30 protein-coding genes and 1 pseudogene are annotated in these 25112 nt (G+C 63.4%); 16 read left to right on the top strand and 15 right to left on the bottom strand.

Translation table 11 applies throughout. The features are described from left to right. Positions 1–32 precede the first annotated feature (32 nt). The 10 genes from DFO48_RS11645 to DFO48_RS25150 form a co-directional block, all read right to left on the bottom strand. Positions 33–1025, bottom strand: coding sequence for an ABC transporter substrate-binding protein (locus DFO48_RS11645; RefSeq protein ID WP_003080992.1), 993 nt, complete (start codon positions 1023–1025; stop codon positions 33–35). A 44-nt stretch (positions 1026–1069) separates the two neighbouring features. Next, positions 1070–1927, bottom strand: coding sequence for a creatininase family protein (locus tag DFO48_RS11650; protein ID WP_003060635.1), 858 nt, complete (start codon positions 1925–1927; stop codon positions 1070–1072). 28 nt (positions 1928–1955) lie between these two features. Continuing rightward, positions 1956–2417 carry a RidA family protein gene (locus tag DFO48_RS11655; RefSeq protein WP_003080988.1) on the bottom strand — a complete coding sequence of 154 codons (462 nt, stop codon included), beginning with the start codon at positions 2415–2417 and terminating at the stop codon, positions 1956–1958. Beyond that, complete coding sequence (locus DFO48_RS11660; protein ID WP_114863469.1) at positions 2414–3709, bottom strand: amidohydrolase family protein; 1296 nt, start codon at positions 3707–3709, stop codon at positions 2414–2416. Before DFO48_RS11660 ends, DFO48_RS11655 begins: the two co-directional genes overlap by 4 nt. Before the next feature lie 11 nt (positions 3710–3720). Beyond that, positions 3721–4308: an NAD(P)H-dependent oxidoreductase gene (locus DFO48_RS11665; RefSeq protein ID WP_003080985.1), complete on the bottom strand. Its 588-nt coding sequence runs from the start codon at positions 4306–4308 to the stop codon at positions 3721–3723. Positions 4309–4317: 9 nt separating this feature from the next. Further along, entirely contained in the window at positions 4318–4620 is a 303-nt protein-coding gene (locus DFO48_RS11670; protein WP_003080984.1) for a 2Fe-2S iron-sulfur cluster binding domain-containing protein, read from the bottom strand. A gap of 119 nt (positions 4621–4739) precedes the next feature. Continuing rightward, positions 4740–5369, bottom strand: a complete 630-nt coding sequence (locus DFO48_RS11675) for a TetR family transcriptional regulator C-terminal domain-containing protein (protein WP_003080983.1) — start codon at positions 5367–5369, stop codon at positions 4740–4742. 47 nt (positions 5370–5416) lie between these two features. Then, positions 5417–6148 (bottom strand): DUF4198 domain-containing protein, encoded by a 732-nt coding sequence (locus tag DFO48_RS11680; RefSeq protein WP_114863470.1) that lies wholly within the window; start codon positions 6146–6148, stop codon positions 5417–5419. 15 nt (positions 6149–6163) lie between these two features. Next, the gene (locus tag DFO48_RS11685) at positions 6164–8185 is read right to left on the bottom strand and encodes a TonB-dependent receptor (RefSeq protein ID WP_233506378.1); all 2022 of its coding nucleotides are present in this window, start codon (positions 8183–8185) and stop codon (positions 6164–6166) included. 40 nt (positions 8186–8225) lie between these two features. Continuing rightward, the gene (locus DFO48_RS25150) at positions 8226–8456 is read right to left on the bottom strand and encodes a hypothetical protein (protein WP_147282735.1); all 231 of its coding nucleotides are present in this window, start codon (positions 8454–8456) and stop codon (positions 8226–8228) included. Positions 8457–8521: 65 nt separating this feature from the next. Here DFO48_RS25150 and DFO48_RS11690 point away from each other — a divergent pair, with 65 nt between their 5' ends. The 5 genes from DFO48_RS11690 to ureC all read left to right on the top strand — a co-directional run bounded on the left by DFO48_RS11690 (position 8522) and on the right by ureC (position 12322). Beyond that, positions 8522–8824, top strand: coding sequence for an urease subunit gamma (locus tag DFO48_RS11690; RefSeq protein WP_003068240.1), 303 nt, complete (start codon positions 8522–8524; stop codon positions 8822–8824). Positions 8825–8888: 64 nt separating this feature from the next. Then, entirely contained in the window at positions 8889–9506 is a 618-nt protein-coding gene (locus tag DFO48_RS11695; protein ID WP_114863471.1) for a HupE/UreJ family protein, read from the top strand. A gap of 54 nt (positions 9507–9560) precedes the next feature. Then, on the top strand, positions 9561–9884 hold the full coding sequence (locus DFO48_RS11700) for an urease subunit beta (protein WP_003080979.1): 324 nt from the start codon (positions 9561–9563) through the stop codon (positions 9882–9884). Between the two features lie 6 nt (positions 9885–9890). After that, complete coding sequence (locus DFO48_RS11705; RefSeq protein ID WP_114863472.1) at positions 9891–10556, top strand: LysE family transporter; 666 nt, start codon at positions 9891–9893, stop codon at positions 10554–10556. Between the two features lie 23 nt (positions 10557–10579). Beyond that, on the top strand, positions 10580–12322 hold the full coding sequence (gene ureC / locus DFO48_RS11710) for an urease subunit alpha (RefSeq protein ID WP_114863473.1): 1743 nt from the start codon (positions 10580–10582) through the stop codon (positions 12320–12322). On the opposite strand, the gene DFO48_RS11715 is transcribed toward ureC, so the two are convergent. Continuing rightward, positions 12307–12813: a gamma-glutamylcyclotransferase gene (locus DFO48_RS11715; protein ID WP_114863474.1), complete on the bottom strand. Its 507-nt coding sequence runs from the start codon at positions 12811–12813 to the stop codon at positions 12307–12309. The genes ureC and DFO48_RS11715 overlap by 16 nt on opposite strands. 122 nt (positions 12814–12935) lie before the next feature. Between DFO48_RS11715 and ureE the strand changes: the two are divergent. The 5 genes and pseudogenes from ureE to DFO48_RS11740 form a co-directional block, all read left to right on the top strand. Beyond that, a pseudogene (gene ureE / locus DFO48_RS11720) lies at positions 12936–13454 on the top strand (urease accessory protein UreE); the annotation flags it as partial. Continuing rightward, a complete protein-coding gene (locus DFO48_RS11725) occupies positions 13441–14157 on the top strand; it encodes an urease accessory protein UreF (RefSeq protein ID WP_199406985.1) in 717 nt (238 codons plus the stop codon). The pseudogene ureE and the gene DFO48_RS11725, both read left to right, overlap by 14 nt. Positions 14158–14170: 13 nt before the next feature. After that, positions 14171–14503, top strand: a complete 333-nt coding sequence (locus DFO48_RS11730; RefSeq protein ID WP_114863477.1) for an antibiotic biosynthesis monooxygenase — start codon at positions 14171–14173, stop codon at positions 14501–14503. 32 nt (positions 14504–14535) lie between these two features. After that, positions 14536–15195, top strand: a complete 660-nt coding sequence (gene ureG, locus DFO48_RS11735; protein WP_114863478.1) for an urease accessory protein UreG — start codon at positions 14536–14538, stop codon at positions 15193–15195. Between the two features lie 625 nt (positions 15196–15820). Next, on the top strand, positions 15821–16336 hold the full coding sequence (locus DFO48_RS11740) for a GNAT family N-acetyltransferase (protein ID WP_114863479.1): 516 nt from the start codon (positions 15821–15823) through the stop codon (positions 16334–16336). Between the two features lie 82 nt (positions 16337–16418). Here the strand turns inward: DFO48_RS11740 and DFO48_RS11745 are convergent, their stop codons facing one another. Further along, positions 16419–17555: a 3-deoxy-7-phosphoheptulonate synthase gene (locus tag DFO48_RS11745; RefSeq protein ID WP_034355209.1), complete on the bottom strand. Its 1137-nt coding sequence runs from the start codon at positions 17553–17555 to the stop codon at positions 16419–16421. 149 nt (positions 17556–17704) lie between these two features. On the opposite strand from DFO48_RS11745, the gene DFO48_RS11750 reads away from it, so the two are divergent. Further along, positions 17705–18367, top strand: coding sequence for a hypothetical protein (locus DFO48_RS11750; RefSeq protein ID WP_114863480.1), 663 nt, complete (start codon positions 17705–17707; stop codon positions 18365–18367). A 22-nt stretch (positions 18368–18389) separates the two neighbouring features. On the opposite strand, the gene DFO48_RS11755 is transcribed toward DFO48_RS11750, so the two are convergent. Further along, positions 18390–18710, bottom strand: a complete 321-nt coding sequence (locus DFO48_RS11755) for a multidrug efflux SMR transporter (RefSeq protein WP_003080957.1) — start codon at positions 18708–18710, stop codon at positions 18390–18392. A gap of 239 nt (positions 18711–18949) precedes the next feature. Here DFO48_RS11755 and DFO48_RS11760 point away from each other — a divergent pair, with 239 nt between their 5' ends. Next, positions 18950–19753 (top strand): SDR family NAD(P)-dependent oxidoreductase, encoded by an 804-nt coding sequence (locus DFO48_RS11760; RefSeq protein ID WP_003080955.1) that lies wholly within the window; start codon positions 18950–18952, stop codon positions 19751–19753. Between the two features lie 52 nt (positions 19754–19805). Further along, on the top strand, positions 19806–20216 hold the full coding sequence (gene fos, locus DFO48_RS11765; protein WP_114863529.1) for a fosfomycin resistance glutathione transferase: 411 nt from the start codon (positions 19806–19808) through the stop codon (positions 20214–20216). A 111-nt stretch (positions 20217–20327) separates the two neighbouring features. On the opposite strand, the gene DFO48_RS11770 is transcribed toward fos, so the two are convergent. Both DFO48_RS11770 and DFO48_RS11775 read right to left on the bottom strand, forming a co-directional pair. Beyond that, the gene (locus tag DFO48_RS11770; RefSeq protein WP_114863481.1) at positions 20328–20819 is read right to left on the bottom strand and encodes a putative toxin-antitoxin system toxin component, PIN family; all 492 of its coding nucleotides are present in this window, start codon (positions 20817–20819) and stop codon (positions 20328–20330) included. Further along, positions 20816–22090 carry a class I SAM-dependent RNA methyltransferase gene (locus DFO48_RS11775; RefSeq protein WP_114863482.1) on the bottom strand — a complete coding sequence of 425 codons (1275 nt, stop codon included), beginning with the start codon at positions 22088–22090 and terminating at the stop codon, positions 20816–20818. The genes DFO48_RS11770 and DFO48_RS11775 overlap by 4 nt, the downstream gene beginning before the upstream one ends. Before the next feature lie 179 nt (positions 22091–22269). On the opposite strand from DFO48_RS11775, the gene DFO48_RS11780 reads away from it, so the two are divergent. From DFO48_RS11780 to DFO48_RS11790, 3 genes are all read left to right on the top strand, one after another. Then, positions 22270–22608, top strand: a complete 339-nt coding sequence (locus DFO48_RS11780; protein WP_114863483.1) for a tRNA-binding protein — start codon at positions 22270–22272, stop codon at positions 22606–22608. A 57-nt stretch (positions 22609–22665) separates the two neighbouring features. Beyond that, the gene (locus DFO48_RS11785) at positions 22666–23898 is read left to right on the top strand and encodes a DUF711 family protein (protein WP_114863484.1); all 1233 of its coding nucleotides are present in this window, start codon (positions 22666–22668) and stop codon (positions 23896–23898) included. Positions 23899–24031: 133 nt separating this feature from the next. Beyond that, positions 24032–24955: an aspartyl/asparaginyl beta-hydroxylase domain-containing protein gene (locus DFO48_RS11790; protein ID WP_114863530.1), complete on the top strand. Its 924-nt coding sequence runs from the start codon at positions 24032–24034 to the stop codon at positions 24953–24955. Positions 24956–25112 lie beyond the last annotated feature (157 nt).

Here is a 25112-nt window from a genome sequence, read left to right on the forward strand (position 1 = left end):
TCACCTTTCGCTGCCGCTGTCAGCCCACGCCCTCAGGGCATGACCTTGATGTTTTGAATCAGGCTCAGGTTGTAGGCATCGGCCTGCTTGACCTTGGCCGGATCGATCAGCTTGGCGCTGACCAGGAAGTCATAGCTGGCCTTGACCCGCGCATCGGTCATCACGCCGATGCCCAGCCTGGCGGCATCTCCGCCGGCGACCATGTTCATTTCCTTGAGCTTGCCCACGCTGTAGGCCAGCTGTTCATCGGTCATGTTGGGGTTGTCTTTCTTGATCAGGGCATTGGCCGGCGCGGGATCGGCCAGATAGCTCTTCCAGCCCTCCATGGAGGCGGTGACAAAGGCCTGCACCGCCTTGCTGCGCTCCTTGACCGTCTTGTCCATGCAGGAGATGGTGGTGGCATAGGCCGGGAAGCCCTGATCGCTGAACATCAGCGTGTTCGCCTTGACGCCGGCCTTCTGAATCGCAAAGGGCTCGGAAGTCAGATAGCCTTGCTGGGCCGAATTCTTGTCCACCAGGAACGGCTGGATATTGAAGGTATAGGGCCGGGTCTGGGAGTCGGTGAAACCATATTTGGCCTTGAGCCAGGGCCAGTAACCGCGCTGCGCGGAAGCGGCGATCAGAATGGTCTTGCCCTTGAGGTCCTCGAACCGCTTCACATCCTCGTGAGCGATCAGCACCTGCGGATCTTTCTGGAACACCGCAGCCACCGTGGTCACGGGAACACCGCCCTCGCGCATCTGCACCATCTGCAGATCGCTGGAGCCCATGACACAGTCGGCCTGACCGGCTGCCATCATCTGCGTGATATTGACCTGGGGGCCGCCCATCTTGATGCTGACATCCAGGCCGTGCTTTTTGTACAGCCCTGTGGCCACGGCCTGATAGAAGCCGCCATGCTCGGCCTGGGCATACCAGTTGGTCATGTAGACGAATTTTTCCTCGGCATGGCCGAGGCCGCTCAGACCGCATGCCAGCATGGCCGCGCAGGTCAGGGGTTTGAGGAGTTTGGCAGTCTTCATCATGGCGGATCTCCGAAGGTTTGAAACAGGCAAGGCGTGAAAAGGCGTCAGGCCAGGGCAGGCTCCACATGCCCCTGATGCTGGGCCCGGCCCCAGGTGGCTTCGTCGCGGCTGGCCCATTGCAGCTCGTGCAACTCGGCAATGGCGGCGGCCCAGCTGCGGGCCAGGGATTGCAGGATCTCCTGCCCCTGCTCGGCGGTTGCGGGGGTCGGATCACCGATCACGCCGCTGGGTCCGAAGTCCCGTGCGGTCCAGGCGCAGGCGGGACGGCCGTCGGGCGACAGCAGGCTGGAGGGGAACACGGGCGGGTAGTTGATGACGGCCCGCTCCATGTGCACCGTCTGCGGCGCCAGCGCCAGCATCAGCGCGGTCTCGGCATGACCTGCATGCATGGCCAGCTTTTTCTCCAGGTTCGACAGATACTGGCCTGCGACATGGGGCACGCGCCAGGTAAAGCTCGGCACCACGATGAAGTCGCCATGGCGCAGGCGCAGCTCCCGCGCCGCGATCTCCAGCACCTGTGGCTGGCCGCCGTGGCCGTTGACGAACAGCAGCTTTCGAAAGCCTGCGCGATACACCGACTCGCCGATTTCATTGATCGTGGCCAGCAGGGTTTCGCCGCTCAAGGTGACCGTGCCGGGAAAGTGCAGGTGCTCTTCCGACTTGCCATAGACGATGGGGGCCATGGCGAATGCAGGCACGGCTGCGGGCAGCTGCGCCATGGCGGCGCCGACCACGCCCGCCGCAATCGTTGCGTCCACCGAGCAGGGCAGATGCGGACCATGCTGCTCCATGGCGCCCACAGGCAGCACGATCACGGTATTGGCCTTGTCCGGCAGGGCCGCAACCTCGGTCCAGCTCAGATAGGGCAGAAAGCGGTCGGCAGGGGTGTATCCGTGCAGCATGGGTTCTCCGGGGTGAGTGATGAATGGGTCAACGCAAGGGAAGATAGGCCGTGGCCTCCACCTCGATCAGAATGTCCGGCGTGGGCAACATGCCCGTCACCTCAACCACCGTGGAAGCCGGTGATTCGCCGGGAAAAAACAGCTTGCGCACGCGGCTGTACTGCGGGAACTGGTCCAGATTGCGGAAGTACTGCACCAGCTTGAAGACATCCGACATCTGGCCGCCGGCGGCCTCCACCGTCTGGCGGATGCGGTCCAGCACCCACCAGCTCTGCGCCAGGATGGGGCCCTCCTTGATGTCGGTGCTGAATTCACCGGTACGCCCGATCAGCGCCGCCGCTTCAGCAGGAATGTCGGCATAGCCGCGCACGATGCGATTGGCGCCCGGGTCCACAGCGATTACGCCCGACAGGAACACCAGATCGCCCGCCCGTCGCCAGGCCGCATAACGTGCCAGGGGCTGTGCAATGCCTGTGGTATCTGTGCTCATGCAACGCTCCGTTCAATGCAGGGTGTGAACCAGGCAGCCAGCGGCTCGCCGTTGCTGACGCGCCCCTCGCGCATCACCACGCGGCGCTGGCTGCGAGATGGAAAGCCGCTGACGCTGGACTGAGGAAGGATCACCAGATCGGCTGTCGAGCCTGGCTGCAGCGGCATACGGCCGACACCATGACCCAGCCAGTCGCGGCGACAGACGCTGTCGCTCCACTCGTCGAAGGCCGAAGTCAGCTGCGCTGCCGCCACGCCGGTGGTCAGCGCCTCCAGCGGATCGAAACTGCCCAGCGGACAGAAAGGGTCCTGCACGTTGTCGCTGGAGATCATCAGCGGTATGCCGCGCGCCCTGGCCTCCTTGAGCAGCGTCAGGCCGCGCTGGCGCGGCGTGACACCGGTTTGCGCGTCCTGCAGCAGCAGGTTCGTCACCGGCAGGCTGACCATGGTGATGGGAGTGCCGGCCACGGCATCCAGCGTACGCAGCGCCTGCTCCAGCGGCTGCGCCGCCAGCGCGCAGGTATGGCCGCAGACCACGCGGGCTTCGAAGCGCAGTTCCTTGAGCAGCGCGGCCGTGGTGGCCAGTCCCTGGGCTGCGGGGTTGAGTTCCTCATCCACATGCAGGTCCACGTCCAGGCCGTGCTGCTGCGCGGCCTCAAGCAGATTGCGCAGGGCCTGCGGGCTCCAGTTGGTGGAATGGACAAAGCCGCCGAGCAAGGCGCCCGCGCCACTGAGCGCCACCTGCTTGGCCAGACGCATCGCCATGCTGCGTTCCTCATACAGATGCAGGGGAATCAGGCTGACGCGCTCAAGCAGCACGCGCCCCGCCCATTCCTGCGCCAGCTCGCGCAGCACTTCCCAGGCCACGGGCACCGAGTCCGGCTCCCACCAGTCGCAATGGCTGCGTGCATGCGAAACACCGGCTTCATAGGCCCATTGCAGGCCCTGGCCCGCACGGCGACGCACATCGGCCGCAGTCCAGTTCTGCTTGTCCACCATCATGGCCTCTATCGCGGCCAGCAGGCCCGGCTTCACCGGCCCCATGCGCTCCAGCGTGAACGCCTTGTCCAGATGCAAATGCGCATCCACCATGGTCGGCAGCACCAGCGCTCCTTGAAGATCCCAGACCTGGGAGCCGAAGCTGCGCGGCAGGCCTGGAGTTTCGGCGGCTATGGCCGCAATGCGCCCGTTGGCGATCTCCAGGCGCGACAGCTGCATCTCGCTGCGCTGCCCCAGTGCTGCAAGCAACCAGCGCGGCAGCCGTGCATTGCAAAGTGTCAGATGTGAGGACATGGAGAGCTCTTCTAGGCAAAGCGGCGCATGGCCCGGCCGACATGGGCCTTGAAGGACTGCAGCCGGGACGGCGTTGCCACGTTCATGTGGTAGCAGGCGTGATAGTCGATACGCGCTTTGCCGCCCGTGAGGATGCGCAGATAGCGCGTGATGCATTTACGCGGTGGATCACCCATGAACAGCGCTGTCCAGCGCGGACGCCCGTAAGTCACCACCGCCGCAATGCGCTTGAGATGGGTCAGTGCCGGTCTGACGTTCTGCGGATCGCTGATGTCGAAGGCCACACCGGGCATCAGCACGCGGTCGAAGAACCCCTTGAGCATGGCCGGCAGGCCGAAGCACCAGGTCGGGAAGCAGAAGACCACGGCCTCGGCCCACAGCAGGCGGTCCACATAGCGCTGTACCGGCAGCCGGTTGTGCGGCACCTCGTGATAGCCCAGGCGTTCCTCGCGGGACATCACGGGATTGAATCCTTCTGCGTACAGGTCGCAGTCATCGACCTCATGCCCGGCGCCGCGCAACTGCTGCACCACCTCGGCATGCAATGCGGCCTGATAGCTGGTTTCCACGGGATGAGAAAAGATCACAAGCACTCGCATGTCGACCCTTCAAAGATCCAGGGTCAGCGTCGCGCCGCGATTGCGTGCGCAGCACAAAGCCACATGCGTGCTGCGCTCCTCATCGGTCAGGCAGCGGTCATGGTGCTCGGGATCACCGGCCGTCCAGCGCGTGACGCAAGTGCCGCAAATGCCTTGCTCGCACACCGTCTCTATGGCCACACCGGCCAGTTGCAGCACATCGGTGATGCGCTCTGCGGGCTCCACCGGCAAGCGCAATCCCTGACGCAGCAATACCAGCTCAAAGCCTTTTTCTACGGGCGTTTCCAGAGTATCCGGGGCAGTGTTGGGCATGATTGACCATCCGATTTGATCGACTGGTCAAATCTAAGCAAACGGTGTGCCAGAACACGCCAGGGAGAGCTAGCGGCCTGCCGCCCCTGCCATCTGCACCAGGCTTGCGCAGACCGTCTTCAAATTGGTGCCAGACCGCAGCTCAGCAGCACGGAAGTGGTGAGCTCCCGGGCGATATGCTCGCGATCCAGCGGCTGGTCGTCGGCGCACTCCAGCATGACCCTGGCCTGCACCGCATAGTCCGCATAGTGCTGGGTCATGCCCCAGATCTGCATGAGCAACACGCGCGCATCGAGGCTGCGCATGCGGCCCTGCGCGATCCAGGCGTTGATCAGATCCACCTTCTGCGCCGTGGAACTCAGCGCGACAGGCCAGTATTGGTTCAGACGCAAGCCGCCACCCAGCACCTCGTTGGTGAAGATGCGTGACAGGGCCGGATTGTCCAGCGCATAGTCCAGCTTGCGCCGCACATAGTTTCCGATGATCTGCGCCGGATCGTCGAGTGCCGGATCGAACGCAAATGCCGCCGACCAGGCCTCCAGCAACGCATAGAGCAGCTCGTCATACAAGGCCTGTTTGCTCTCGATGTAGTAATGCAGCTGGGGCTTGGTCAGACCCGCTCTTTCTGCGATCGCCTGCGTGGATGCGCCCTTGAAACCATGGCTGCTGAACTCCGCAATCGCCGCCTCGCGGATGGCTTGCAGAATCTGCTCTCGGGTGCGGCGGACAACAGGCGTGGAATCGGTCATGGCGGCAGGCTGTGAAACGGATCTTGAACTGACGGAATGCGGCTTCATCAATGCACGGCAAAGCGCAGCAGATACTCGTAGCTGTTCTCGGTGGTTTTGGGATCGCCCTGCACCGGCTGACGCAATATGGCCTGCAGCGTATTGCTGCCGACAACTGGCGTCATGCTCGCCTGACCCTGCGCGTCCGTCATCGTGGGAGAGCCATTCTCTCCCCAGGACAGTCTGACGCCAGGCTGCGGCTTGCCATGCAGCAACACCTGCAGCCTGAACGGCTGACCGGCATGGGGAGACTGCCCCTGCAGCGGCACCACCTCGAACATCTGACCCAGCGGCTTTTGCATGACGGCACCCCAGCGCACCACGGTCTTGTGGAACTTGCGCGCATGAACGCCGCGAACCGCACCGGGGTTCTGGTCCATGGGCATAGGCAGCATGGCACCCTCGGCACCCGTACTGCTGAAATAGCCGTTATCGAGCTCCACTGCGATCAGCGCAGCACCGGCATCGGGCTTGATTCGGATGCCGCCCTGCACATTCTGCACGGCACTGGGTACTTCACGGCCGCGCAGGTCATAGGCATGCACCCGCTGCAGCTTGGCCGGATCGAAGGCTTCGGTCCTGCCTTCATGACCGCCAAACTGCATGACATAGCCACCCTGCGCGTCGGGCTCCAGCCACACGTTATGGGCAGAAGCCGGATGGGCGCATAGCAACCAGGCAGCAGCCGTGGTGCACAGAATGCGCGCGATGATGTTTTTACGTGTGCTGCAAACAGACATGGAAGCTCCGAAAAATCATAAGGAAAACTGCAGGCCCAGCTGCACGCTGCGTGGCACGCCGGGGGCGACCAGGCGCTGGCCGGCAATCATGGTGGAGGTACTGGCATAGCGGGTGTTGGCGGCGTTGCGCAGCCACAGGCTCAGGCTGGCATTGCGCGCCAGGCTTGCGGGCAAGCGGTATTGCAGGCCCAGGTCCAGCCAGCGATAGCTGCCCGCCCATTCAGTATTACTGGCGTTGATGGGCGCACGCCCCACATGGCGCAGCACGCCATGCAAGGTGACATCGCTGCGCGGCATCCAGCGCGCATGCAAGGTGCTGGTGTACTCGGGCACGGCCACCACACGCCTGCCAAGCAATGCGGCGTTCGCGTTCTGCGTGACTTGGGAGCGATTGTGGCCATAAGCCCATTCCACATGCCAGTTGCGGCTGGGCAGCCAGTGCAGCTGCAGCTCGGCGCCCTTGCGGACGGTCGCTCCCAGGTTTTCGTACTCGCCGGGTGCCGTGTTGCGTATTTCATGGTTGGAGCTGATGCGATAGAGCGAGGCATCGATCAGCCAATGGGCCGATGGCTTCCACTCCACGCCCAGCTCGCTCTGGCGAAAGATATTCGCATGCAGGTCGCTGTTGCGCAGCGCGTACTTGGCAAAGTCGCTGGGCAGCGCAAAGCCCTGCGACCAGCTGGCACGCACGGCTGTGCGGGCATTGAGATGCGCCAGTGCTCCCAGCTTGGGGCTGGCATGGCTGCGGCCCTGCATGCGATTGCATTCATCGCCACCGGCCTCTGCCCCCAGCAGACGGCAACGGCCGTCAAAGTGGTCCCAGCGCAGGGCCGCCGTGGTCTGCAACCAGGCCGTTGGCTGCCAGCCAGCCTGGCCGTAGATCGCCGTGTTGTCGAGCCGCGTATTGCGATCAATCAATGCAGGGCCGGTGCGCCGGCGGTCGAGCAATCCATCCCAGTAGCCATAGTCCGTGGACTCGCGCACCTGCTCCAGGCCCAGCATCCAGTTCAGCTCGCGCGCCACCAGAAGCGACTTGCCACTGAGATTCAGCCCCGCTCCCAGCACGCTGCGGTCGTAACGCTCCTCGCGCTGCATCCAGGTGGAGCTGCGCGGGCGGGTGAACCAGCGCACAAAATCCTGCTGCGTGCCGTAGACAAAACCCAGCAGCCGGGTATCTGCATCCAGTGCGTACTGCGCATCCAGGCGCAGCGTGCCAAAGTGCTTGTTGGCACCATCCCCCACTACGCGACTGTCCTTGCCCTGTGGGTCCTTCCGCCACTGCGCTTCGGTCAGATAGCCGGGCGAGTCGCCACGCGCCTCGTGCCAACGGCCGGACAGCGAGATATCGAGCTTTTCATGCACATGGTGCTTCCAGGTGCCGCTGAGGGTGCTGCGCTCATGGCGCGAGGCGGGCCGCGCTCCATCACCGCGTGCATGCTGAGTAGCCAGGTTGAGCTGATCGCCCCCCTCCAGCTCGCGCCCGAGAGCGGCCTGTGCATCGAACATGCCATGCGAGCCGGCGCTGACATCGAACTCCGCATAGTTGCCGTTGCGCCGCGTGCGCAGCTCCAGCAGCCCTGCTCGGTTGTAATTGCCCTGCAACACCGACACGGGACCGCGATAGACATTGACCTTGTCCAGCTCCAGCGGCACCACCACATTGAGATCGAAATATCCATCAGCATGCGACATGGCTTCGTTGAGCGGGATGCCATCCAGGGTAGCCGCCACATCGCCGCCATGACCACCGCCGCCAAAGCCGCGCAGCACCAGCCCGTTGGCCACACCGCTGAGCTGGTAGTGATTGACATGCATGCCGGGTACCTGGCTCCACAATGATTCCACCTCCTGTCTGGGCTGCTCGCGAATTTCATCGCGCCTGAACTCGGTGACGGAAAACGCGCGTTGTGACTCGTCCAGCGCCTGGCCTTTGACCAGGGCATTCACCCTCACCTCGGGCAATACCTTGTCGCCTTCCTCGGCTGTTTGCGCTTGTACGGCTGAAGCCATCCACAGCGTACCGCCCAAGACCAGCACTGCGAGTCTTGCCGTGGTACCCAGGCACTGCGCGCCTCCCCTATTCAATGGTCTTTTGTACATGCACCAGAACAGCAAAGTTCGTGCCATGCAATGCACCGCTACGGCTCGCCAATGCACCACAAAGCACCATCGCGGCCTCACCGATACACCCTGGTGCACAACCGGGTGCCTGCAGCACCAACAAGGTGCAAAACATCTGCAACGGCTTGCCTGCAGGCTGGCAATAAAGACTGGCCTTTGGCATGGCACTTGCTACATAAAAGGGCATGAAACTCCCAGCGTGCGTTCTGCCGGTGCCACCGACTGCGCTAGCTGACTGAGGGATTGAAGAAGATGGAACTGACACCACGCGAAAAAGACAAGCTGTTGATCTTTACCGCCGCCCTGCTGGCCGAGCGGCGCATGGCTCGTGGCCTCAAGCTCAACTACCCCGAGGCCGTGGCACTGATCAGCGCCTTTGTGATGGAGGGAGCACGCGATGGCAGGACCGTGGCCCAGCTCATGAGCGAAGGCCGCAGCGTGCTGACCCGCGCCGATGTGATGGAGGGCATCCCCGAGATGATTCCCGACATCCAGATCGAGGCCACCTTCCCCGATGGCACCAAGCTGGTCACCGTGCATGAGCCCATCGCCTGAAGCAGCATCCAGAGACTTCAAGCCTTTCAGCCATCAAACCCCTATCCATCAAGCGCAGATAGCTATGAAATTCAATAAGCTCCTTGCCACCACTGCCGCTGCGGCGACTGCACTGCCCCTGTCCGCTCTCGCACATATGGGCTCCGATGCAGGCGGCCATCACCACTTTCTCGACAGCCTGGGCCATGCCTTTGCCCACCCGTTTACCGGTGCAGACCATCTGGCCGCCATGCTGGCCGTGGGCGCCTGGAGCGCGCTGACCATGCCCAGCCTGCGCACGGCCTGGCGTGCACCTGCGGCCTTTGTGGCCCTATTGGTGGCGGGTGCCGTGGCCGGCTTTGCCGGCCTGTGGGTACCGGGCGTGGAGCCCATGATTGCCGCGTCCGTGCTGGTGCTGGGCCTGCTGGTGCTGGTCCAGCAAAAAATGCCCTGGGGCGTTGCCGCCGCACTGACTGCAGTGTTTGCCTTCTTCCACGGCGCAGCGCACGGCTTTGAGCTGGCCGGAGACAGCGGCCTGGCGGCCGTCGGCGCACTGGTGGGCATTGCTCTGGGCTCGGCCACGCTGCATATCGCTGGCATGGTGCTCGGTCATGCCCTCATGCGGCGCCACCAATGGGTGGCCCGGTTCGGCGGTGCCGCCACCGCTGCACTCGGCGCTTTCATGCTGACGAAACTGGCCTGATATGAAACACCCCGGCACAGCGCAGCACAAGGCCTTTGCGCAAGGAGGCGAAAGATGATCCCCGGCGAACTGATTCTTGACGAGGGCAGCCATGCACTCAACCCCGGCCGCCGCACGCTCACGCTGGTGGTGAACAATGCCAGCGACCGGCCGATTCAGGTCGGCTCGCACTACCACTTCGCCGAAACCAATGCGGGCCTGGATTTCGACCGCACCGCCGCCCACGGCATGCGCCTGAATATTGCCAGTGGCATGGCCGTGCGCTTCGAGCCGGGCCAGCAGCGCACGGTGGAGCTGGTCGAGATCGGCGGCGACCGCCAGATCTATGGTTTTCGCAGTCTGGTCCAGGGCCCATTGCCCGTAGCGGCCAGGGACTGACCTGCCATGCTGATGCTCTTTGCTTCTGCTTTTGTCCTGGGCCTGGTGTTCAACGCAGCGCCCGGAGCGGTGTTTGCCGAGACCGTGCGCCAAGGTGTGCGCGGCGGCTATCGCCCGGCGCTGGCCGTGCAGCTGGGCTCCCTGGTGGGCGATGCAAGCTGGGCCTTGCTGGGCCTGGCCGGCATTGGTCTGGTCATGCAGGTCGACGCCTTGCGCTGGCCGATTGGTCTGGCGGGCACCGCCTACCTGCTCTGGCTGTCCTGGGACAGCTGGAAGGCCGCGCGTACCGAACACCAGCTCGATGCCTCGGCCACCGCCACGCAGAAGCAGGTCCTGCGCCGCGGCATGGCCCTGTCGCTGACCAACCCGCAGAACCTGGCCTACTGGGCCGCCATGGGCAGCGCCCTCGGAGCCGTGGGAGTGACCCAGCCCGGCGCCAGCGACTACGGGCTGTTCTTCGCGGGGTTCATGACTTCGTCCCTGCTCTGGTGCTTTGTCTGCGCAGCCTTGGTGGACCGGCTCTTCCGCCGCGCTGCCGCCCACTGGAGCCGTTTTACCTACCGCTGCTGCGCCGCACTGCTGCTGGCCCTGGCACTGGGTACATTGCGCGACCTGCTCAGCACAAGCCCCGTCGCCCTGCCACCGGCAGCCCAGCAGCAGTCCCTGCGCTGAATACCTGAATCGGAGATTCCTCAATGGCCACCATGGACCGACGAGCCTACGCAGAAACCTTTGGCCCCACCGTGGGTGACCGCCTGCGCCTGGCCGATACCGAACTCATCGTCGAGGTCGAAAAAGACTACACCCTGGCCGCTGGCGGCTATGGTGAGGAAGTGAAGTTCGGCGGCGGCAAGACCATCCGCGACGGCATGGCGCAAAGCCAGCGCACACGCAACGGGACGGGAACAGGGCCCGACGGAGGTGGCGCGGTCGATACCGTGCTGACCAACGCACTGATCATGGACCACTGGGGCATCGTCAAGGCCGACATCGGCCTCAAGGACGGCCGCATCGCGGCCATAGGCAAGGCCGGCAACCCCGACACCCAGCCCGGCGTGGACATCATCATCGGCCCGGGCACGGAAATCATCTCCTGCGAAGGCAATATCGTCACCGCAGGCGGTATCGACACTCATATCCATTTCATTGCCCCGCAGCAGATCGAAGAAGCACTGACCAGCGGCGTGACCACCATGATCGGCGGCGGCACCGGCCCGGCCACCGGCACCTTCGCCACCACCTGCACGCCAGGCCCCTGGCATATGGAACGCATGCTGCAGGCCGCCGACGCTTTCCCCATGAATCTGGGCTTTCTGGGCAAGGGCAATGCCAGCCTGCCAGGCGGCCTGCACGAGCAGATCAGTGCCGGCGCCATCGGCCTGAAGCTGCACGAGGACTGGGGCAGCACGCCGGCCGCCATCAGCAACTGTCTCGACGTGGCCGAAGACACTGACACTCAGGTCGCCATCCACACCGACACGCTCAACGAGTCCGGCTTTGTGGAGGACACCGTGGCCGCATTCAAGGGCCGCACCATTCACACCTTCCACACCGAAGGCGCGGGTGGAGGCCATGCGCCCGACATTCTGAAAGTGGTGGGCGAGGCCAATGTGCTGCCCAGCTCCACCAACCCCACGCGCCCCTACACCATCAACACGCTGGACGAGCATGTGGACATGCTCATGGTCTGCCACCACCTGGACGCCGGCATTGCCGAAGATCTGGCCTTTGCCGAAAGCCGCATCCGCAAGGAAACGATTGCGGCCGAGGACATCCTGCACGATATCGGCGCGATCAGCATGTTCAGCTCCGACAGCCAGGCCATGGGTCGCGTGGGCGAAGTCATTCTGCGTACCTGGCAGACGGCGCACAAGATGAAGCTGCAGCGCGGTGCCCTGAGCGGCGACGGCGCGCGCAACGACAACTTCCGCATCAAGCGCTATATCGCCAAATACACCATCAACCCCGCCATTGCCCACGGCATCAGCCACGAGGTGGGCAGCATCGAGGTGGGCAAGTGGGCCGATATCGTGATCTGGAAGCCCGCCTTCTTTGGCGTCAAGCCGTTTTGCATCCTCAAGGGCGGCAGCATCGCCATGGCGGCCATGGGCGATCCGAACGCCTCCATTCCCACGCCTCAGCCCGTGCATTACCGCCCCATGTTTGCAAGCTTTGGCGGTGCGGTTGCCAGAACTTCACTGACCTTTGTCTCCCAGGCAGGACTTGCCGCCGGCATCGGCCAGCGCTTCGGGCTGCACAAGACCCTGTCGGCGGTCAGGGGCATACGCAATGTGAAGAAGCAGCACATGATCCACAACGATCTGGCGCCGCATATGGAGGTGGACGCCCAGACCTATGCCGTGCGTGCCAATGGCGATCTGCTGACCTGCGAGCCCGCGGTCAGCCTGCCCATGGCACAGCGCTACTTCCTGTTCTGAGCAGTGTTGAGCTGAAACTCCGTATCCGGATGCTGCATGCCCTTGCCCTCAAACCAGGCCAGCCAGTCACTGACGGCGAGCTGCGGCGCAGCGCTCACGGTGGCGGGCATGGCCTCGTACACCAGCACGGTGATGGACTGCTGACCGCCCTGGGTCAGCATCACGGGCAGGGTCAGAATGCGCTTGGCGTATTCACCCAGGTCTTCGGGCCACAGGCCTTCGATGCGATCCATGGCCCGCTCCAGCGCTGCGTCCATGGGGTAGACCTCGGCCAGCACGGTTTGCGTGCCTTGCAGCCTCAGGCCCGGGTACCAGCCCAGGTCATGCAAAGTTCCGGTCAGCTGGGTCCTGCCGACACAGGCGATGCCCGGCTGGAGCCTGGCAATATCGTTGATGCCACCGGCACGCAAAGTGCCATACACCGCCACATAGGCTGCGCCACAGCCCTGCCAGTTAGCAGGCGCGTCATGCAAAGAGGTCGGGGCTGCCATTTCTGCCGAAGCTTCCAAAAGAGTTGTCATCTTGCTCGAACCATCAAAATCACTGATATGCGCAGCACATGCAACATGCGCGCCAATCTGGTCCGGGCCTTTTATTTCATTGTGAATTCACCATGCTGACTGCCAACAAACTGCTGCTCCAGGGCCAGGGCCTTTCCGCCGTCATCCTCAAACGCGCTGCGTCCGTGGAACTGGACTGGGACGTGCGTCAGAAGAGCCGCTTTGCCGCTACCGACAGCCTGGGTCGCGAGCTGGCCGTCTTCTTGCCACGCGGCCAGGCCGTGCGCGGCGGCGATGTGCTGGTGGCCGAAGACGGCAGCCTGATCCGCGTGCTGGCCGCACCGCAAAAAGTGCTGCATATCACGGCCTGTGCTGAGCATGGCACGCCGTTTGACCTGATGCGCGCGGCCTACCATCTGGGCAACCGCCATGTGCCGATCGAGCTGCAGCCCGACCATCTGAAGATCGAACCCGACCATGTGCTGGCCGATATGCTGCGCAGCATGCATATGACGGTGGTCGAGGCCGATCTGCCTTTCGAGCCCGAAGGAGGCGCCTATGGCGGCCATGTGACCAATGACGGCCACAGCCACCATCATCACGGCCATGGACACTCGCATGACCACGCCCACTGAGCCACTGCTGGCTCTTGGCGCGCAGAGCTTTCTGCAGCTGATGTGGCTGGCCTCGCCGGCGCTGCCCATCGGCGGCTTTTCCTATTCGGAAGGGCTTGAAGCGGCCATCAATGCGGCGCTGGTCACAACGGAATCAGAGGCCGCCGGCTGGCTGGTGCAGCAGCTGCATCTGACCCAGTCGCGCGGGGACATGGCCGTGATTGCGCAGGCTATGCCGGCCTGGAAAGGCGCGGATCTGGCGCGCATTGCCAGCCTCAACCTGTGGGTAAGAGTCACGCGCGAAACCAGCGAGCTGCGCTTGCAGACCGAGCAGATGGGCCGCTCGCTGACCGAGTGGCTGAAAAACCGCTACGCCGACGAAGCAGTCCCGCTGGCCTCCGTCCACTGGCTGGCTGCGCAGGATGCCAGCTACCCCATCGCCTTCTCGCTGGCGGCCCAATGCACCGGCGCCACACCGCGTGATGCACTGCTGGCCTATGCCTTTGGCTGGGCAGAGAACATGGTTCAGGCCGCCATCAAGACCGTGCCCCTGGGCCAGAGCGCCGGCCAGCGCATCTTGGCGCGGCTGACTTCCGAAATTCCCGCTGCAGTCGAATACGCGCTGGCGTTGCCGGACAACGCAAGACAGGCTTTTTCGCCCATGCTGGCCATTCTCTCGGCCCAGCATGAACACCAGTATTCTCGACTTTTCCGTAGCTGAACCTCCATCCGCCATGTCTGCACTGTTTGCCGCCACGCCCCAGCCACCCTACTACGCCGCCATCTTCACCTCCTTGCGCACCCAGACGGACCAGGGCTATGGCGAGATGGCCGAGCGCATGGTGGAGCTGGCCGGCCAGCAGGCAGGCTATCTGGGCGCTGAAAGCACCCGCGATGCCGAAGGCTTCGGCATCACCGTGTCTTACTGGGAAAGCGAGGAAGCCATCCGTCAATGGAAGCACAACGCCGAGCACCAGATCGCCCAGGAAAAAGGCCACACCACCTGGTACCAGCATTTCGAGCTGCGCATTGCCAAGGTGGAGCGTGCCTACGGCAAGGCCCGCTGATCGCAACCCTCTCATTCACTAAAGAACTCACCATGTCGACCGCACTGCACCATATCCCCAACCGCACCAAGAAGCTGCCGCCGCTGCGCGTGGGCATCGGCGGGCCCGTGGGCTCGGGCAAGACCACGATTCTGGAGATGCTCTGCAAGGCCATGCGCGGCAAATGGGACCTGGTCGCCATCACCAACGACATCTACACCAAGGAAGACCAGCGCCTGCTGACCATCAGCGGCGCCCTGCCCGCCGAGCGCATCATGGGTGTGGAAACTGGCGGCTGCCCGCACACGGCGATTCGCGAGGACGCTTCCATCAACCTGGAAGCCATTGACCGCATGCTCAAGGACTTCCCCAATGCCGACATCGTCTTCATCGAATCGGGCGGCGACAACCTGGCTGCCACCTTCAGCCCCGAGCTGTCGGATCTGACCATCTACGTGATCGACGTGGCAGCAGGCGAGAAGATTCCGCGCAAGGGCGGTCCCGGCATCACCAAGAGCGATCTCTTCGTCATCAACAAGACCGACCTGGCTCCCCATGTGGGCGCCAATCTGGACATCATGCGCAGCGACACCATCAAGCAGCGCACCACGCCCAAGGGGCTCAAGCCCTTTGTGATGACCAACCTCAAGACACTGGAAGGTCTGGATGAGGTGGTGGCCTTCATAGAGAAACAGGGCCTGCTGGCGGCCTGATCACCTCTTTCGGGACGAAAAAAAGCCGCCTAGAGCGGCGGCTGTTTCTCAAACCAGTGCGTGATTACTGGTTGGCCAGATCCAGATGGAACTCGCGAGCTTCTTGGATGAATTCGATCAGGGAGTTGATAGCTTGGCGCATGATGAGCTTTCTATGAAATCAAGAGATGCACTTCAAGCGATGGACAGCACGCATCTCATGCACTGTCGTTCGCGGGTTTTACCTTAAGGGTTAACCCTTGATACTAAGTATAAACCACTAGCTTCGTTTTTGCAAAGCCCGTCCTGCGCAAAGGGCGTCAGGCTCGTCAGTGCACTGCCTTGAAGTGCTTGCTCACGCAGTTGCAAGGCCTGTGCAGATCAATATTTGCGAGATTCCTGCATCAAAATTGCCGCAGAACGCTGTACTTTTCACCAGTACGTCACCGAATTTGTCCGCCGACTGCTACGCTATGGCCTGTTGACAATATTTGTGGCGGGTTCACAACTCCCGCAGGTGGAAAGTGGAAATGGCGCGAGATTGTGGTTTGCAGCAGATGGACGGGCTTTCGTCCCATCGAGTGAATGCCGACATCCAGCCCGGCCGATATGCAGCGCCCGCCTTCCGCCGCAAGGGAGTGCGCGCATGAGCTCCACACTGGCCGGCCCCGGCACGACCGACTCCTGGCATATCACCACCATGAACCCCGCAGAAGCCCCCTGGCATCTGCTGCTGCTGGCCGACCCCTCACGCGAGCGCATCAAGCGCTATCTGCCCGGATCCACCTGCTTCGGAGCGCGCCAGACGACCCAGTTCACGCCCAGCGGCCTCGGCGCCCTGATCGGCGTATGCGTGCTCGTCCCCGAGGGCGACGGCCTTCACCGATGGGAGCTGATGAACATGGCCGTGTCCACGGCCTGGCAGAGCAATGGCATAGGTTCTGCCCTGCTGCAGCGAGCCATCCGTGAGATGCGCGAACGCGGCGTGCAGCAGCTGGATGTAGGGACTGGCAGCTTTGGCGACCAGTTGCTGTTCTATCAACGCCTGGGGTTTCGCGTCACCGATATCGAGCGCGACTTCTTTTTGCAGAACTACACCACCCCGCTGTGGGAGCGAGGCGTACAGCACAAGGACATGCTCAAGCTGACGCTGGAGCTTTGAAGACAAGGGCGGCCCCGCCCCATTTGAAAAGCACAAGAGGCGCCTGGGCGCCTCTTGTTCATCTAGCTTCGTTTTCCCGGCATCAGGCCGCCTTGAGGCGACGTGCACGCACGGCGGCAGCCAGTTGCTCCAGCACCGGAGTCGTCTGCTCCATGCTGATGCAGGCATCGGTGAGCGAGACACCGTATTGCAGCTCCTGCCCTTCGACAATGTCCTGACGGCCTTCATGAATATGGCTTTCGATCATCACGCCGGTGATGCGTGTGTCGCCCCCGGCAATCTGCTGGGCCACATCCGCTGATACATCGATCTGGCGGCGATGTTGCTTGCTGCTGTTGGCATGCGAGAAGTCGATCATCACCTGCGGATGCAGGCCCGCTTTTTCCAGCACTTCGCACGCTGCCTGAACATGGGCCGCGTCGTAGTTGGGAGCCTTGCCGCCGCGCAAGATGATGTGGCAGTCCTGATTGCCGCGTGTCTCGAAGATCGCACTCTGGCCCATCTTGGTCATGCCCATGAAAGCATGAGAGGACTGTGCGGCCAAAATGGCATCGCTGGCCACCTTCACGCCGCCATCAGTGCCGTTCTTGAAGCCCACGGGGCAGCTCAGACCGCTGGCCAGCTGGCGATGGCTCTGGCTCTCCGTGGTGCGCGCGCCAATCGCGCCCCAGCTGACCAGGTCGCTGATGAACTGCGGCGACAGCAGGTCCAGGAATTCGGTGCCGGCCGGCAGGCCCAGCGCCAGCACATCGAGCAGCAGGCGGCGCGCCAGCTCCAGCCCTTCGTTGACGGCAAAGCTGCCGTCGCGGTACGGGTCATTGATATAGCCCTTCCAGCCCACGGTGGTGCGCGGCTTCTCGAAGTAGACCCGCATCACGATCAGCAGATCGTCCTTGAGCGCATCGGCCTGGACCTTGAGCTGGCGCGCGTAATCCATGGCCTGATCGTGATCGTGAATGGAGCAAGGCCCGACCACAACCACCAGCCGGTCATCTTGGCCATGCAGCACGCGCGAGATGGCGGCACGGCTGGACTCGACCAGTTGCTGCGCCTCTTCGGTCACGGGCAGCCACTCTTCCAGCAGTGCAGGGGTCAGCAGCGGGCGCACGATCTTGATGCGTGTGTCGTCAATGCGGGTCTTGTCCAGCGTGGTCAGTTTGGGCTGGGCCTTGCGGGCCGAAGCTGCGCTGGGATGCAGGGGCGTCGTGGAGGATGTCATCCCGATATTGTCGCGCCATGCGCTTTAACCCGCGCGCTCGCCCCCATCGGTGGCTGCGGTAAGCGGCCTGCAGCCGCCAGTCAGGCAAGGCTGGACAGCGCCCCGCCCCGGTAGACTGGCGGCCCCTAGAAGACCGGACGCCACCGCCCATGGAACTGCTGTTCACCATCACCCCGGCCCACACCGACTGCCGGCTGCAGGCCGCGATGCAGCGCGAGATGCAGCAGCACGCGCGACAACAGGCCGCCCTGCAGGCCCGGATGGCGGGCTGGCAGGAGCGCTGGCTTGCCCCGCTGCTGCTCTGCCTGGGCCTGGGCGGCGGCCTGCTGGCCATCGCTCGGCCGGGCCAGCCGCCGAGCCCCGAAAAAATCATCGCCATGCTGGTCTCGACCGTGCTCTGCATCCTGCTGTGGAAGCGCTACTCAGCGCGCCTGCTCGGCGCGTTGCGTCAGCACCAAGCCATGCGCCAGGCGCCGCTGCAGGGCCTGCACCGAAAGCTGGTGCGCGCAGGCCTGCGGGCCCGCCTGCGGCGCCTGGAGGGCAGCTACCGCCTGCAGCTGGACGATCAGGGCTTCACGCTGATCCACGACCGGGGTGCGCGAGAGCGGCTCGAATGGGCGCAGATCGCGCGCCTGCAGGCCACGCCCGATTTCTACAAAGTGGCCTGCGCCCGGCTCGCGGCCGAGGGCAAGACCTACCATATCCCCCGCCACAGCGATGCCATGGACCCGGCCGCCTACCGGCAGGGATTGGTACTGTGGCTGAGCAAATGCCCGATGACACCGGAGACGCCAGCCGCCATGGAGCGCTGATTCAGCGCGTACGGACGGTGCCTTATTCCCCGGCCGAAAGCTTCATCAGCACCAGGCCGCTGACGATCAGGACAGCCGCTCCCACGCGCATGGCACTGAGCTGCTCGCCCAGCACCGTGACGCCCACCAGGAATGCACCCACGGCACCGATACCAGTCCAGATCGTATACGCCGTGCCCAGGGGCAGACTGCGCATGGCCACCGACAGCAGGCCGAAGCTGGCGATCATGGCCACGATGGTGATGGCGCTGTATTTGAGGTTGGTGAAACCATGGGACTGCTTCATGGTGAAGGCCCAGACCACTTCCAGAACGCCGGCCACCAGCAGATAAACCCAAGCCATAGAAAACCTCTTTGAAGATCGAATGGCCAGGCCGTCCCGGCAGGAAATCAGGCCATGCATCGCATCGCCCGGCAAGGTCGTCCCTGCGGCATGAATCCTAATCCGCATGGGCAAATCCGGGCCAGCCATGGGTGGTTCGGCCGCCACATTCATGGGCCGATTTCTCGTCCGATTCGACGATGTCGCAACGCTGGTAACGCCGCACAGTGACTCGTCCATGGAACGAGGAGAACTGAACAATGAACCGACTGCAAGACCGCGTGGCCCTGATCACGGGCGCAGGTGCCGGCATTGGCAAAGGCGTGGCACGCCGCTTTGCGGCTGAAGGCGCCAGCCTGTGGCTGGCCGATATCAATGCCGAAACCTGTGCCGGGGTCGCCGCAGAAATCCGCGCCGAATTTGGCGTTCAGGTGGGACATGCGGTGGCCGATGTGAGCGAGCACGCCGCCGTGCAGAGCATGGTCGATGCCGCCCTGGCGCAGTTCGGCCACATCGACATCCTCGTCAACAATGCCTGGGGCCGGCGCCCCGGCAGCCAGCCCGGCTTTGCCAGGGTCGAAACGCTCAGCGATCTCGATTCCGACTGGGCCTGGCGCATAGGTGCGCAATCGGCGCTCTGGGCCATGCAGGCAGTCTTCCCCGGCATGCAGGAGCGGCGCTGGGGCCGGGTCATCAATATGTGCTCGCTCAACGGCGTCAATGCCCACCCTTATTCGGTGGACTACAACATGGCCAAGGAAGCGCTGCGCACGCTCACCCGCTCTGCCGCTCGCGAATGGGCGGCCTTTGGCATCTGCTGCAACGCACTGTGCCCCGGCGCGGCCACCGAAGCCTATCAAAAATTTGCGGCAAGCCAGCCCGAGAACGCGGCCGACATGCTGCGTCTGAACCCCATGGGGCATATGGGCGACCCCGAGCAGGACATTGGCGGCGCGGCCCTATTCCTGGCCAGCGAAGACTGCCGCTATGTCACGGGCAACACGCTATTTGTCGATGGCGGCAGTCACATCAACGGCGTGCCCTGGCTACCCAAAACGAAGTGATGCATTGCAGTGGCACACTCCACGCCTTGTGCTGCTCGCGCCCACCGCCCCCATGCTTGCCGGATTGAATCACCTCACACTTGCCGTAACAGACCTGCAGCGCAGCGTGGACTTCTACGTGCGCGTGCTGGGGTTTCGTCCACGCGCGCAGTGGGATATGGGCGCCTATCTGGAACTCAGCGATCTGTGGCTGTGCCTGTCGTCAGTCGAACAGCGAAGCCAGGCCCGCAGCTCTGACTACACCCACTACGCATTCACGATTGCCCAACGGGACTTCGCGCACTTTGTGGAGCATGCCAGGTCATGCGGTGTCCAGGAATGGAAGAGCAACCGCAGCGAAGGCGATTCCTTCTACTTTCTGGACCCGGACGGCCACCAGCTCGAAGCCCATGTCGGTTCGCTGCAAAGCCGCCTGGCGCAATGCCGCTTGCGGCCTTATGCAGGCATGCAGTTTTTCGACTGAATCGGCGGCCAGGCAACGAAGGCAAGAAAAGGCACAAGAGCCTGTCTGATATAGCAGCGCTCCAAGGAGCGCGGCCAGTCGATACAGGGAAGCACGCCCGGCTGCGCCACACTAGGCTGCCAGCCGCTCCTCTTCCAGCACCACCACATTGCCAACCGTCGCGCCATAGTGCGTTGCCACACGCTTGCGCTGCTTGAGCACGGCCCTGTCCTTGCTGACCAGCAAGGCCTTGTGCTGGCTGGCCAGATCGAGGAAATGCTGGTCGTCGGGATCGGTGCAGGTAAAGCGGATCTTGGGGGCAGCGGACACATATTCGACGGCTGCGTCAAATGCGGCCATCACGCCTTCGGGCGTCTTGCCGTAGTAGCTGACGCGCGGCGCAATCTGGCTGTAGTGCAGCACGCGACCCAGCTCGATGCGCTGGGCTTCGTCGGCAATCCAGCGCACGTCGCCACGGGCGACCAGCTCGCGGATGGTCGGGATATCCGGGTCGTCAAAGATCAGCATGTCCAGCACCACATTGGTGTCCAGAATCATGGGGCGCGGCAACGGGCCGTCATAGCCGGCATTGCAGGCCGGCCAGCGCAGGGGGGCGATCTTCATTGCTGTGCGTCACCTTCTGCGGCCTTGCGGGGCTTGGTCGATCCCTTGACCATGTCAAAGCAGAACAGACGGCACTCGATGGGGCCGTTCCACATGGGTGTGCGGCGCGACTCCTTGAGGCGCATCTTGCTGGGCAGCTTGAGGTCGGGGGTCAGCATCCAGGCGCTCCAGCCGCTGTAGTTCTTCTTCCAGTGGCTGGCCAGCTGACTGAAGAATTCGCCGCCGTCCTCGGTCTGCGCGGTTTCACGGCCTGCGCGTTCGACCTGGCCCATGCGCTCGGCCGCATTGCGGCCTGCGCTGCCGGCGGCCGCGATACGCTCGCCATAGGGCGGGTTCAGGATCATCATGCCGGGCTGCTCGCTGGGCGGCATGCGCTGCAAGGCATCACCGCCGCGCAGGCTGACGGTATCGGACACACCCGCACGCTCGGCATTGCGCTGGGCAAAGTCCACCATGCGGAAGGCGATGTCCGAGCCGTAAATGCCCACCGGCGATTCAGGCAGGATCTGGCTCTCGGCCTCGTCCAGCATGGCTTCCCAGACATGGCGCTGAAAAGGCACGAGCTTCTCGAACGCAAAGCGACGCAGAATGCCGGCCGGAATCCTGCGCGCGATCTGCGCGGCCTCGATCACCAGGGTACCGCTGCCGCAGCAGGGGTCGTACAGCGGCTGGGGGTTGTCGCCATGCGGGTTCCAGCCCGAGGCCGCAATCATGGCTGCGGCCAGGGTTTCCTTGAGCGGGGCATCGCCCTTGTCCTCGCGCCAGCCGCGCTTGAACAGCGCCTCGCCCGAGGTGTCGATATAGAGGGTGGCCCCGTCGGTCGTCAGGTGCAGATGCACGCGCACATCGGGGTGATGGGTCTCCACGCTGGGACGCACGCCGTTGCGCTTGGCGCGAAAACGGTCGGCAATCGCGTCCTTGACCTTGAGTGCCGCAAAGTTCAGGCTGGTCAGCGGACTGTGCTGGGCCGTGACTTCGATCTTGAAGGTTTCCTTGGGGCTAAACCAGATCTCCCAGGCCACCTCGCTGGCGGCACGGTACAGATCGTTCTCGCTGCGGTACATGGTGTGCGAGAGCTCGATCAGCACGCGCTGAGCCAGACGGCTGTGCAGATTGAGCAGCATGGCATCGCGCCACATGCCGCGCAGCATGACGCCGCCCCGGCCCACGAGCAGATCCTGCCCGCTGGCGCCGGTGATGGCGTGGACCTCGTCGGCCAGAAAGCCCTCGACGCCGGCGGCGCAGGGCAGAAACAAATGCAGTTGGTTCATAGAAATCAGTGCGCGCCAGCAACGGCTCAGGCGCCGGACGCTCACGGGAGCCTGTTGTGCGCTTTACAGGGCATAAGCATACGCGCTAGGCCTTTTCCGGTGCCCGCGCACGACAAGCGTTGCTCTACAGATGCATGCAGGGCCCCAGGCATGATGCCAGACCAAGGAGCAATGACAACATGGAAGAAATCAGCTGGAACGACTTTATGAAGGTGGAGCTGCGCGTGGGCCGCATACTGCAGGCCGAGGTCTTTGCCGAGGCCCGCAAACCCGCCTACAAGCTGCTGCTGGACCTGGGTCCCGAGCTGGGCCAACGCAAGTCCAGCGCACAGATCACCGAGCATTACCGGCCCGAGGACTTGATTGGCCGCCTGGTGGTGGCCGTGGTCAACTTTCCGAAGAAGCAGATTGGGCCCTTGATGAGCGAATGTCTTGTGACCGGCTTTCACGATGCCACAGGAGCCGTGGCCCTGTGCGTACCCGACAGGGAGGTGCCGCTGGGAACGCGCCTGCTGTGATCGGCATATTCAGATGCAAAATGGCCGCCAGCCATTCTCCTGCCTACGGATACTGCTATGAATATCAGCTTCAACCCGCTGGTGCGCGTGCGCACCGTCACCGCCTTTGTCAACCTGAGCGCCGATGAGGCACAGTGGCAGGCCGGCCTGACCCAGGCCAAGCAGCAATGCGATGCCGTGGCCGATGCCATCGAAGCGCGGGGCTACCAAGTACAGTCCATCCGCATCGTGAGCAACCCGTTCGGCGAATACCTGGACGTCAGCGGCATAGACAGCGCCCTCGCCGGCCTGCAGCACATTGCCGAAACGCTCAAGGCCATCAACACCGGCAAACGCCGCATCCGCTTTGCCGTGGGCGAAGCGCGCAATGCGCAGGAGGTGGCGCTGCTGCCGCAGCTGATTGCAGCCTATGGCGACCTGTGCAACGCCTGCGTGAACATCGATCTGGATGAACATGGCTTTGTGCAGACCGGCTTGCTGGCCCACAGCGTGCAGGCGATTCAGCAAATCGCGCGCATCACGCCTCGCGGCGAAGGCAATTTCAACTTCACGGTCAACTTCAACTGCGCACCCGGCATTCCCTATTTCCCGGCCAGCTACCACCGCGGACAGCACCACGGCGCCCTGGTGCTGGGCCTGGAAACGCCAGACCTCATGGTGGCTGAACTGCAGGCGCTGCAGCAGCAGCGCCTGCAACTCGATCACGCGGCGTGGTTCAAGCTCGCATTCGATCGCCTGAGCCAGACCCTGAACGAGCATGCCACTGCCATCCAGCGCTGTGCCGACGGCGTGAAACTGGCCGAGGGCTGGCATATCGCGGGCATGGACACCTCGGCTGCGCCGTCCAAGTCCTGCGCCTCCATGGTCGATGTCTACCAACTGCTGGGTGTGCCCCATTTCGGCGCCAGCGGCACGGTGGAAGCGTCGGCCCTGCTGACCCGCGTCTTCAAATCGGTAAGCGGCGTGACGCAGATCGGCTTCAGCGGCCTGATGCTGGCCGTGACCGAGGACCAAGGCCTGGCCCAGGCCAGTCTGAATGACGAATTCGATATCCGCGCCCTGCTGACCTACAGCAGCGTCTGCGGCATCGGCCTCGATACCGTGCCTGTGCCGGGCGACAGCAGCGCCGAGCAGATCGCCGCCGTCATGCGCGATACGGGCACCATGGCTTTTCGCCTCAACAAGCCGCTGACGGTGCGCCTGTTCCCCGTGCCGGGGCTCAAAGCAGGCGACACAACGGCCTTCGAGAGCGCGGATCTGTGCAACTGCGCCGTGCTGGCTCTGCCTTGAATATCTAACAAGCGGGCTGCTGCGCTTGGCCGTCAAGCGCCGGCAGCTATAGCTTTTGATATTCCCCTACCCCGGTTCTGTTTGACCTGCCCCCATGGTGGCCGCCGGGGTGCCCCCGGTAAAATTGGCCCTTATGGCAAAAATTATCGTTCTGGCACTGGTGCTGCTTTTCTTTGGCTGCGGGCTGTACATGCATCTGCGCGGCAAGGTGCGCCACAAGGTGGTCAAGCAATTGTTTGACCACTCCACGTTCACAGCGCCGTTCAACGTCTTCATGCTGATGTTCAGCAAGGTGCCGCGCACGCCCTATCTGCCCACCAGCACCTTTCCCGAACTGGCGCCGCTGCAGGCCAATTGGCGCGAGATCCGCGAGGAAGCCGTCAATCTGCAAAAGAACATGCAGATCAAGGCTGCCGCCAACAACGATGACGCAGGCTTCAACTCCTTCTTCAAGACCGGCTGGAAGCGCTTCTACCTCAAGTGGTACGGCGATGCCCACCCTTCGGCCATGGAGCTGTGCCCCAAGACCACGGCCCTGGTGAAGTCGATTCCCAGCGTCAAGGCCGCCATGTTTGCCGAGCTGCCGCCCGGCGCCAAGCTCAATCTGCACCGCGACCCCTATGCGGGCTCGCTGCGCTATCACCTGGCCGTGCTGGCCCCCAACGACGACCGCTGCATGATCGAGGTCGACGGCAAGCCCTATAGCTGGCGCGAAGGCGAAGGCGTGATCTTCGACGAGACCTATATGCACTGGGCCGAGAACCGCTCGGAAGGCAACCGCATCGTGCTGTTCTGCGACGTGGAACGCCCCATGACCAATGGCTTTGCCCAGTGGCTCAATCACTGGCTGGGCAAGAACGTGGTGGCCGCCGCCAGCTCGCCCAACAACGAGGGCGATCCGCGCGGCATGATCAGCAAGCTGTTCAAGATCTCGTTCTATGCCGGCAAGTACCGCCGTGCCTTCCGCGACTGGAATCCGACCTTCTACAAGATCCTCAAGTTCGGACTGATGATTGGCGTGCTGGTCTGGTTTATCTGGTGGTTGGTACCGAATTAACCCCCTGAGGCGCTTTGCGCCTTCCCCCTTTCTCTTCGGAAGGGGGACGACATCTTCGCTGCAGGGCGGCCTTTGCTTGCTGTCCCTCACTTGGATCTTGCTTCATCAAGACATATGGCTCTAAACAAAAAGCCGCTGTGCGATGCATCAGCGGCTT

This window comes from Comamonas sp. AG1104 (assembly GCF_003350425.1).
Taxonomy (GTDB): Bacteria; Pseudomonadota; Gammaproteobacteria; order Burkholderiales; family Burkholderiaceae_C; genus Comamonas; species Comamonas testosteroni.

Bases quoted from the DNA above. Each gene is read 5' to 3' on its own strand.
- DFO48_RS11695 (WP_114863471.1), top strand. From the start codon at position 8,889: ATGAAATTCAATAAGCTCCTTGCCACCACTGCCGCTGCGGCGACTGCA.
- DFO48_RS11750 (WP_114863480.1), top strand. From the start codon at position 17,705: ATGGAACTGCTGTTCACCATCACCCCGGCCCACACCGACTGCCGGCTG.
- ureC (WP_114863473.1), top strand. From the start codon at position 10,580: ATGGCCACCATGGACCGACGAGCCTACGCAGAAACCTTTGGCCCCACC.
- DFO48_RS11715 (WP_114863474.1), bottom strand. From the start codon at position 12,813: ATGGCAGCCCCGACCTCTTTGCATGACGCGCCTGCTAACTGGCAGGGC.
- DFO48_RS11655 (WP_003080988.1), bottom strand. From the start codon at position 2,417: ATGAGCACAGATACCACAGGCATTGCACAGCCCCTGGCACGTTATGCG.
- DFO48_RS11780 (WP_114863483.1), top strand. From the start codon at position 22,270: ATGGAAGAAATCAGCTGGAACGACTTTATGAAGGTGGAGCTGCGCGTG.
- DFO48_RS11785 (WP_114863484.1), top strand. From the start codon at position 22,666: ATGAATATCAGCTTCAACCCGCTGGTGCGCGTGCGCACCGTCACCGCC.
- DFO48_RS11790 (WP_114863530.1), top strand. From the start codon at position 24,032: ATGGCAAAAATTATCGTTCTGGCACTGGTGCTGCTTTTCTTTGGCTGC.
- DFO48_RS25150 (WP_147282735.1), bottom strand. From the start codon at position 8,456: ATGCCCTTTTATGTAGCAAGTGCCATGCCAAAGGCCAGTCTTTATTGC.
- DFO48_RS11775 (WP_114863482.1), bottom strand. From the start codon at position 22,090: ATGAACCAACTGCATTTGTTTCTGCCCTGCGCCGCCGGCGTCGAGGGC.
- DFO48_RS11660 (WP_114863469.1), bottom strand. From the start codon at position 3,709: ATGTCCTCACATCTGACACTTTGCAATGCACGGCTGCCGCGCTGGTTG.
- DFO48_RS11745 (WP_034355209.1), bottom strand. From the start codon at position 17,555: ATGACATCCTCCACGACGCCCCTGCATCCCAGCGCAGCTTCGGCCCGC.
- DFO48_RS11700 (WP_003080979.1), top strand. From the start codon at position 9,561: ATGATCCCCGGCGAACTGATTCTTGACGAGGGCAGCCATGCACTCAAC.
- DFO48_RS11755 (WP_003080957.1), bottom strand. From the start codon at position 18,710: ATGGCTTGGGTTTATCTGCTGGTGGCCGGCGTTCTGGAAGTGGTCTGG.
- DFO48_RS11690 (WP_003068240.1), top strand. From the start codon at position 8,522: ATGGAACTGACACCACGCGAAAAAGACAAGCTGTTGATCTTTACCGCC.
- DFO48_RS11730 (WP_114863477.1), top strand. From the start codon at position 14,171: ATGTCTGCACTGTTTGCCGCCACGCCCCAGCCACCCTACTACGCCGCC.
- DFO48_RS11760 (WP_003080955.1), top strand. From the start codon at position 18,950: ATGAACCGACTGCAAGACCGCGTGGCCCTGATCACGGGCGCAGGTGCC.
- DFO48_RS11740 (WP_114863479.1), top strand. From the start codon at position 15,821: ATGAGCTCCACACTGGCCGGCCCCGGCACGACCGACTCCTGGCATATC.
- DFO48_RS11670 (WP_003080984.1), bottom strand. From the start codon at position 4,620: ATGCCCAACACTGCCCCGGATACTCTGGAAACGCCCGTAGAAAAAGGC.
- DFO48_RS11770 (WP_114863481.1), bottom strand. From the start codon at position 20,819: ATGAAGATCGCCCCCCTGCGCTGGCCGGCCTGCAATGCCGGCTATGAC.
- DFO48_RS11725 (WP_199406985.1), top strand. From the start codon at position 13,441: ATGACCACGCCCACTGAGCCACTGCTGGCTCTTGGCGCGCAGAGCTTT.
- DFO48_RS11645 (WP_003080992.1), bottom strand. From the start codon at position 1,025: ATGATGAAGACTGCCAAACTCCTCAAACCCCTGACCTGCGCGGCCATG.
- DFO48_RS11675 (WP_003080983.1), bottom strand. From the start codon at position 5,369: ATGACCGATTCCACGCCTGTTGTCCGCCGCACCCGAGAGCAGATTCTG.
- DFO48_RS11705 (WP_114863472.1), top strand. From the start codon at position 9,891: ATGCTGATGCTCTTTGCTTCTGCTTTTGTCCTGGGCCTGGTGTTCAAC.
- DFO48_RS11680 (WP_114863470.1), bottom strand. From the start codon at position 6,148: ATGTCTGTTTGCAGCACACGTAAAAACATCATCGCGCGCATTCTGTGC.
- ureG (WP_114863478.1), top strand. From the start codon at position 14,536: ATGTCGACCGCACTGCACCATATCCCCAACCGCACCAAGAAGCTGCCG.
- fos (WP_114863529.1), top strand. From the start codon at position 19,806: ATGCTTGCCGGATTGAATCACCTCACACTTGCCGTAACAGACCTGCAG.
- DFO48_RS11665 (WP_003080985.1), bottom strand. From the start codon at position 4,308: ATGCGAGTGCTTGTGATCTTTTCTCATCCCGTGGAAACCAGCTATCAG.
- DFO48_RS11650 (WP_003060635.1), bottom strand. From the start codon at position 1,927: ATGCTGCACGGATACACCCCTGCCGACCGCTTTCTGCCCTATCTGAGC.